A 5,725-nucleotide genomic window follows, 5' to 3' on the forward strand; every position below is an offset into this window, starting at 1 on the left:
ATTTAACACGTATCATGGATCAGGAAAAGGAAGTGGCTTCTTTAATTCGGGAAATGGATCACAGTGCCAACAGTGAGATCCATGATTCTATTGCCGAATTGTTCATGGTGGCCAAGGGCATGATTTCCAATGCGTTAAATGCCTATATGAGCCGAGATGAACAAGTTGCGCAGGATGTGATCAAAATGGATGATAAAGCCGATGCCGCTTATCTGGCAACCAAGAATTTTTATACAGATAAACTGGCTGCCAAGGTGGATGATCCGGGAAATCTTGTCAATTTGTTGTTGGTTGGGAAATACTTAGAGCGTATTTGTGACCATGCCGGAAATATTGCACGCTGGGTGTTGTATCAAAAATCCGGTGTATTAGAAAGTGAAGAATAATCTCTTATTTTGTTCATGTTTAAAGATGTCTGTTATGGGCATCTTTTTATATGCAAAGGTAATATTGAAAGAATATTAAAATAGAATTTTCTATCTATTCACATTTTTATTGAGAATTTTGTGATTTATATCACACTTTTATATGGTTTTCTGTGATGATCTTAAAAATGTATGGATATGGAATGAACAAGGAACATAAAAAAAGAGGTGCTTGCGCACCTGGAAAATCTTATTCGATTGGAATGTACTTCTTTTCCTCGACTTGTTTTGGCTTGTCACGTGGGAAGGTGAGCTTTAATTCACCATTGTCAAAGTTAGCCTTGATGTCTTCTTCTTTAATGTTTTCACCAACATAGAAACTACGCGAACAAGAACCGGTAAAACGTTCTTGACGAATGATCTTTCCATCTTTGTCTTTTTCTTCATTGTTGGTGTTACGATTGGCGGTAATCTTCAAATAACCATCTTTTAACTCCAACTGAATATCTTCTTTTTTAATACCCGGAACTTCCATGCTTAATTCGTAATTGCCGTTCTTTTCGCAAATGTCTGTCTTCATCAATTGAGACGAAGTCGTTAAACCAAAATCATCATCAAAGAAATCATCAAACAAATCAAATGATCTAAAACCTGGATAGAATTTCATATACATCGCCTCCATTTTTTCCTAGGCGGTTGTTTACGCAGCCGTTGTTCATGAAATTTCTTCCTCATCAGGTTCCTTACCCTGATTACACTTATTATTATAGTCAAAAATTTAGCACTGTAAATAGTAAAGTGCTAAAAATTTTAGTTTTTTTGTTTTTAATGTTGTTTTTGTTCAACATTATGATAAAATTTTCGCTTTTCGTATTGAATTTGTGCATATTCACTTAATCGATGCATGTATAAGGCATCATAGACACCGGTTGCAGAACCAACTAAAGGGATTCCCTGTACAAACTTTAAGGCCAAAAGTGTATGTGACATCATGGAAGCAGTACACTTTATTTCCTCTTCTAACTTGAGGTGCTGTCGATGGTTGAGTTTATGATAAACGTTGAATAGCTCATCGCCGGAACAGAAGGTTCCCTGCAATAGAAGAAGAATAAAGATCTTTTCTTGAGAGGTTTCATAAGAAAAGCCATTTTGCAGGGCAATCTGATACAGATTGCGAAATAACAGTGCTGTATATAAAAAGATATCCGGTAAACCTATACCTAAAAGTCCAAGACCTACACCACTGATTCCGGCGCCCAGAACATGGTGCTTGGCAATTCTTTTTGTGTCTTTATGATTACGTTTCCATGTTGTTTGCTGAAACGTATCTTTATCGTATGTCTTTTCAATCCAGGACACGCCTTTGGAAAAGATCAGATCAAAGGCTTTGATAAAAGCGGATGCCAAAGTCGATTGTAGCTTTTTGGAACTTTTTGAGCGAATTTCTGTTCGATCCAAGGCTCTTTTTTCTTGGCATACTTATGAAGATAACGCCTTTCTTTTCTTTCAATTTTATAAATTCGAAGCTTTTGTTTCCACATAATTGTATTGTAGGCAAAAGCTTTTCATTTTACAAATTGTTAATAATATATTGCACAGTTTTAACGTTGTCATGATTCGTATTTAATGCTTATCGTTTATTCTAAATACTGTCGGAATAAGGAGGAGAACAATGAACTCGAAGATTTTAAGAGGCTCTTTGTGTGCCGCTTTAGCTTGTTCTTTATTAGCTGGGTGTGCGGAAGAAGGGCAGACAGAAACAGTAGATTTAAATGCGATGAGCTTTGATGAAATTGCCGAAAAGGCAAAAGAAGATGGAGAAGTAAACTCTGTAGGTATGCCGGATACATGGGCAAACTGGGGAGAAACATGGACAGAAATTGAAGAAAAATATGGTATCAAACATACCGATACAGATATGTCCAGTGCGGAAGAAATTGCTTTGTTTGCCAATGAAGCAAACGATGCGACTAAAGAAATCGGTGATGTGGGACAGTCTTTTGGTCCGGTAGCCGAAGAACAGGGTGTTACTTTACCATATAAAACATCCTATTGGGATTCTGTTCCGGATTGGGCTAAAGACGATGATGGTGACTGGATCATCGGTTATTATGGAACCATTACCTTTATCACCAATAAAAATCTTGTAGAAGATGCTCCGACGAGCTGGCAGGATGTTTTGGAAGGTGATTACACATTAACAATTGGTGACGTTTCCGTAGCTACACAGGCACAGAGTGGTCTGCTAAGTGCAGCTATTGCGTTTGGCGGTGATGAAAGCAACATTCAACCAGGTCTCGATTTCTTTAAGACATTGGCCGAAGAAGGACGTTTGGACATGGGAGATACCAGTGTGGCACGTTTGGAAAAAGGAGAAATTGAAGTTGCCGTATTATGGGATTACAACTCTTTAGGATATCGTTCTCAGATCATGGAAAATAACCCGGATGCCAACTTTGAAGTATCTGTTCCAAGCGATGGAGCCATTCAGAGTGGATATTGTACGATCATCAACAAATATACAAAGCGTCCGTATGCTGCTGCGGTAGCTCGTGAATACATCTTGTCCGATGAAGGACAAATCAATCTTGCTAAAGGATATGCCCGTCCGATTCGTGATGATGTTGAGCTTCCAGAAGATGTAAAGGCCAGTTTGTTGCCGGATGATCAATACACCAATGCTCGCTTTATTGAAGATCAGGAAGCTTGGGACAAAGCTGTTGCCGATCTATCCAGCTCCTGGCAGGAAGAAGTAGTAGCTTATGCCCAATAAAACAGTCTTTGTTTTATTGGATGGATTACAAAGCCAATATGCCAGAGAACATTTAGGGTATCTGGAACATTGTGTTGAAAAACAGAAAGCGGCGAAATACGAAGTGCTGGGAGAGCTTCCCAGCGCTTCTCGTCCGATGTACGAAACGATTTTTACCGGTGTCAGTGCTTTAGAGCATGGTATTACCAATAATCAAATCGTTCGTTTATCGAACCAGAAGCATTTATTTCAAATGTTGAAAAATGCGCATAAAAAAAGCCTTGTGTTAGCGTATTACTGGATCAGTGAATTGTATCTTTCAGCTCCGTTTGATGAGGACACAGATATGCTTCATGAAGATTCAAATTCTTGTATCGATCGAGGCTTTTTTTACTACGCAGATACCTTTCCGGATTCTCACTTATATTCGATGGCTGCGCAGTTTATGAAGCAGGATACCTATGACTTTGTATTGATCCATCCGATGGGTATCGATGATGCCGGTCATAAGTTTAGCGCCGGTTCTAAAGAATATAGCCAGGCCGTGATTCAAAATGACAAGCTGTTATCCACATACATTCCGATGTGGTTAGATCAGGGCTATAGCGTTGTAGTAGCAGCTGATCATGGCATGAGTGAGCAGGGCTATCATGGTGGAAATAGCAGCAGTCAAAGAAATACTGCATTGTATATCCTGGATTCTCGTGTTCAGCCAGGTTTGTCAAAAAAACAGCTGACCACTTTGGATATGGCACCCCTGCTTTGTTTTATACTGGGGATAGATACATCTGAAAAGATGAAAGATTTGGAGGTGGATTTGCATGACGAAAACAAAGAAGAACAGTAAAGTCTATTTATTGGCTTTGATTCCCTTTTTTGTGATCACGTTTTTATTTGAGATCCTTCCTTTGATCAATATTGTTATCAAAAGTTTTACACCTACCGGCGGCGGTGGTTTTACCGTGGAGCATTTTGTGAAGATCTTTTCCACAAGACTTTACCAGCAGTCCATCTGGAACAGTATCTGGATTTCCGTGGTATCGGCTCTGGCCGGTATCGTGATTGCGTTTTTGGCGGCCAAAGCGGCCAATGCGGCCAGTCCCAAGATTCGTAATATCTTTAACAGTGTGTTAAACATCACCAGTAACTTTGCCGGTGTACCTTTGGCTTTCGCTTTTATGATTCTTTTAGGAAATGTGGGAATCTTAACGCTGATTGGGAAAAACTATGGCATCAGTTTTCTGGCTGATTTTGATCTATATACGATCAACGGTCTGCTTTTGACCTATATTTACTTCCAGATTCCAATGGCTACTTTATTGATGCTTCCGATTTTTGGCGGTTTGAAAAAAGAATGGAGAGAAGCGGTTGGACTTCTTGGAGGAAACAGTTTTCACTATTGGTTTAAGGTGGCCATTCCTTCTTTACTGCCAAGTATTCTAGGAACCTTCTCGGTGTTATTTGCCAATTCTTTGGCTGCCTATGGAACGGCTTATGCGCTTTTAAGCAACAATATTGCGCTTTTACCGATTCGTATTTCGCAACAATATGTAGGGGAAGTCGTACAAAATCAAGAGTTTGGTTGTGCTTTGGCACTTGTCATGATGATCTTGATGGTCATTTCCATTTTAATCACCAATAAATTTCAGAAACGAGGTGCAAACGCATGAAGATAAAAACACATTTGTGGGATGGCTTGATCTTGTTTCTGGTTTCAGCTTTTTTGATTTTGCCATTGGCTTTGACGTTTTTCTATTCGGTCTTTACCGAATGGATGGATATATTGCCGACCGGATTTACCCTGAGCTTTTATGCCGGCATTTTTTCCGATGGCGCCTTTATCAATTCCTTACTTAGATCCATTGTGATTTCTATCGTGCCGGTTGTGATCTGTACGATTGCGATCTTATTGGTTTTGTATGTGATCACTTTGTATGTACCAAAGCTGGAAAAATATATTGAAATCCTTTGTAATATCCCGTATGCGATTCAGGGGGTCATCTTAGCTGCCGGTATCATTTCATTATATTCGGGCAAGCCAGGCTTTCTTTCGAACCGTATTTTCTTATTGGTGGGTGCTTACTGTATCATTATTTTGCCATATGTATTCCGTGGTTTGAAAAATATGATTGGTGCTTTGAATGTTCGTTGTGTGATTGAAGCAGCACAGGTCCTGGGATGTTCCAAACTGCATGCCTTTTTTACGATCGTGATCCCACAGATGAAGCGAGGCATTATTTCCACAATGATGTTGGCATTTACGATGATCTTTGCGGATTTCGTTGTTGTCAACATGATTGCCGGCAGTGCCTTTAGAACCGCAGGAATCTATCTGTACCAGACAATTTCCAAATCAGGACAGACATCGAGTGCAATCATTGTGATCTTATTTATCACAACGTTGTTGATTTCTACATTCACATTGATGATTCAAAACAAAGCAATCAAATCAACGAAAGGGAGGAAAGCATAATGGCTTATATTGAGTTTCGAGGCATCTGTAAAAGCTATGATGGTGTTAACCAGGTGTTAAAAAGTATCGATCTGGATGTCGAAAAAGGAGAACTTGTCACTCTACTAGGACCAAGCGGCTGTGGCAAATCCACCC

At 39.5% G+C, this 5,725-nt stretch carries 8 protein-coding genes; 6 read left to right on the forward strand and 2 right to left on the reverse strand.

Going from position 1 to position 5,725, the window contains the following annotated elements:
- A partial coding sequence (locus tag U0M88_RS08235) for a phosphate signaling complex PhoU family protein (protein ID WP_331869513.1) occupies positions 1–386 on the forward strand: 386 nt, incomplete at its 5' end.
- 229 nt (positions 387–615) lie between these two features.
- Here the strand turns inward: U0M88_RS08235 and U0M88_RS08240 are convergent.
- Both U0M88_RS08240 and U0M88_RS08245 read right to left on the reverse strand, forming a co-directional pair.
- Positions 616–1,032 (reverse strand): Hsp20/alpha crystallin family protein, encoded by a 417-nt coding sequence (locus tag U0M88_RS08240; protein ID WP_331869514.1) that lies wholly within the window; start codon positions 1,030–1,032, stop codon positions 616–618.
- A gap of 158 nt (positions 1,033–1,190) precedes the next feature.
- Positions 1,191–1,823, reverse strand: a complete 633-nt coding sequence (locus U0M88_RS08245; protein WP_331869515.1) for an EcsC family protein — start codon at positions 1,821–1,823, stop codon at positions 1,191–1,193.
- Between the two features lie 214 nt (positions 1,824–2,037).
- On the opposite strand from U0M88_RS08245, the gene U0M88_RS08250 reads away from it, so the two are divergent.
- From U0M88_RS08250 to U0M88_RS08270, 5 genes are all read left to right on the forward strand, one after another.
- Positions 2,038–3,138, forward strand: coding sequence for an ABC transporter substrate-binding protein (locus tag U0M88_RS08250; RefSeq protein ID WP_331869516.1), 1,101 nt, complete (start codon positions 2,038–2,040; stop codon positions 3,136–3,138).
- Complete coding sequence (locus U0M88_RS08255; RefSeq protein WP_288229997.1) at positions 3,128–3,964, forward strand: alkaline phosphatase family protein; 837 nt, start codon at positions 3,128–3,130, stop codon at positions 3,962–3,964. The genes U0M88_RS08250 and U0M88_RS08255 overlap by 11 nt, the downstream gene beginning before the upstream one ends.
- The gene (locus tag U0M88_RS08260; protein WP_331869517.1) at positions 3,939–4,787 is read left to right on the forward strand and encodes an ABC transporter permease; all 849 of its coding nucleotides are present in this window, start codon (positions 3,939–3,941) and stop codon (positions 4,785–4,787) included. The genes U0M88_RS08255 and U0M88_RS08260 overlap by 26 nt, the downstream gene beginning before the upstream one ends.
- Positions 4,784–5,590, forward strand: coding sequence for an ABC transporter permease (locus U0M88_RS08265; RefSeq protein WP_331869518.1), 807 nt, complete (start codon positions 4,784–4,786; stop codon positions 5,588–5,590). The genes U0M88_RS08260 and U0M88_RS08265 overlap by 4 nt, the downstream gene beginning before the upstream one ends.
- Positions 5,590–5,725: ATP-binding cassette domain-containing protein (locus U0M88_RS08270; RefSeq protein ID WP_331869519.1), on the forward strand; the 136-nt coding region annotated here is incomplete at its 3' end. The genes U0M88_RS08265 and U0M88_RS08270, both read left to right, overlap by 1 nt.

Source organism: Faecalicoccus sp. (assembly GCF_036552745.1).
Taxonomy (GTDB): domain Bacteria; phylum Bacillota_I; class Bacilli_A; order Erysipelotrichales; family Erysipelotrichaceae; genus Faecalicoccus.

Excerpts from the sequence above, each read along its gene's own strand:
- U0M88_RS08260 (WP_331869517.1), top strand. The coding sequence starts at position 3,939 with ATGACGAAAACAAAGAAGAACAGTAAAGTCTATTTATTGGCTTTGATT.
- U0M88_RS08250 (WP_331869516.1), top strand. The coding sequence starts at position 2,038 with ATGAACTCGAAGATTTTAAGAGGCTCTTTGTGTGCCGCTTTAGCTTGT.
- U0M88_RS08265 (WP_331869518.1), top strand. The coding sequence starts at position 4,784 with ATGAAGATAAAAACACATTTGTGGGATGGCTTGATCTTGTTTCTGGTT.
- U0M88_RS08255 (WP_288229997.1), top strand. The coding sequence starts at position 3,128 with ATGCCCAATAAAACAGTCTTTGTTTTATTGGATGGATTACAAAGCCAA.
- U0M88_RS08240 (WP_331869514.1), bottom strand. The coding sequence starts at position 1,032 with ATGAAATTCTATCCAGGTTTTAGATCATTTGATTTGTTTGATGATTTC.